This window comes from Dietzia maris (assembly GCF_014144855.1).
Lineage (GTDB): Bacteria > Actinomycetota > Actinomycetes > Mycobacteriales > Mycobacteriaceae > Dietzia > Dietzia kunjamensis.
On the sequence record NZ_JAALDN010000545.1, the window covers coordinates 1 to 813 of the forward strand.

Consider the following 813-nt stretch of genomic DNA (forward strand, 5'->3'; position numbering starts at 1 on the left):
TCCCTCATCGCCCACGGCCCGGTCGCCGAGACGACCACCCCGCAGATCCTGTCCACCCTGCTCGGCGCCCGGCAGACCGGGACCGCCGAGCGCACCGTCACCGAGGGAGCGCTGCCGTGATCGACCTGCTCGCCGAGCCGATGAGCTACGACTTCATGCGCCGCGCCCTGATCGTGGTGACGGCCTCCGGGATCGCCGGCGCCCTGCTGAGCTGCTGGCTGGTCCACATGGGATGGTCGCTCATGGGTGACGCCGTGTCCCACGCGGTCCTGCCGGGAGTGGTGATCGCCGCGATGACCGGCACCCCGTTCGCGGTGGGCGCCCTGGTCGCCGCACTGGTCGCGGTCACGATGATCGGCGCGGTGCGCGAGAGCGGAACGGTGCGTGAGGACGCGGCGATGGGCATCGTCTTCACGGCCCTGTTCGCCCTCGGCCTGATCCTCATCGCCCGCTTCCCCACCCAGCAGGACCTGCACTCGATCCTGTTCGGCAGTGTGCTGGGCGTCCGCGACTCCGAACTCGTCCAGGTGATGGCGGTCTCCGCGTTCACGGTCCTCGTGCTGCTGGCGTTCCGCCGTGACCTCGTCATGGTGGCGTTCGACCGACTCCACGCACACACCCTGGGACTGCGCACCCGGGCACTGACCGCCCTCCTGCTGGCGACGCTCGCCACCGCGACCGTGGCGGGGGTCCAGTCGGTGGGCGTGATCCTCGTCGTGGCGACGCTCATCATCCCGGGCGCGACCGCCCAGTTGGTGGCGGACACCATGCGGGGGACGATGATCCTCGCCGTCGTCGTCGCCCTCGTCGGCG

The 813-nt window shown here is 71.1% G+C and carries 1 protein-coding gene; it reads left to right on the forward strand.

Annotated features, from left to right (window positions below):
- Positions 1-116: 116 nt before the first annotated feature.
- Positions 117-813 (forward strand): metal ABC transporter permease (locus G6024_RS16000; RefSeq protein WP_159149156.1); only part of this gene is annotated, 697 nt, incomplete at its 3' end.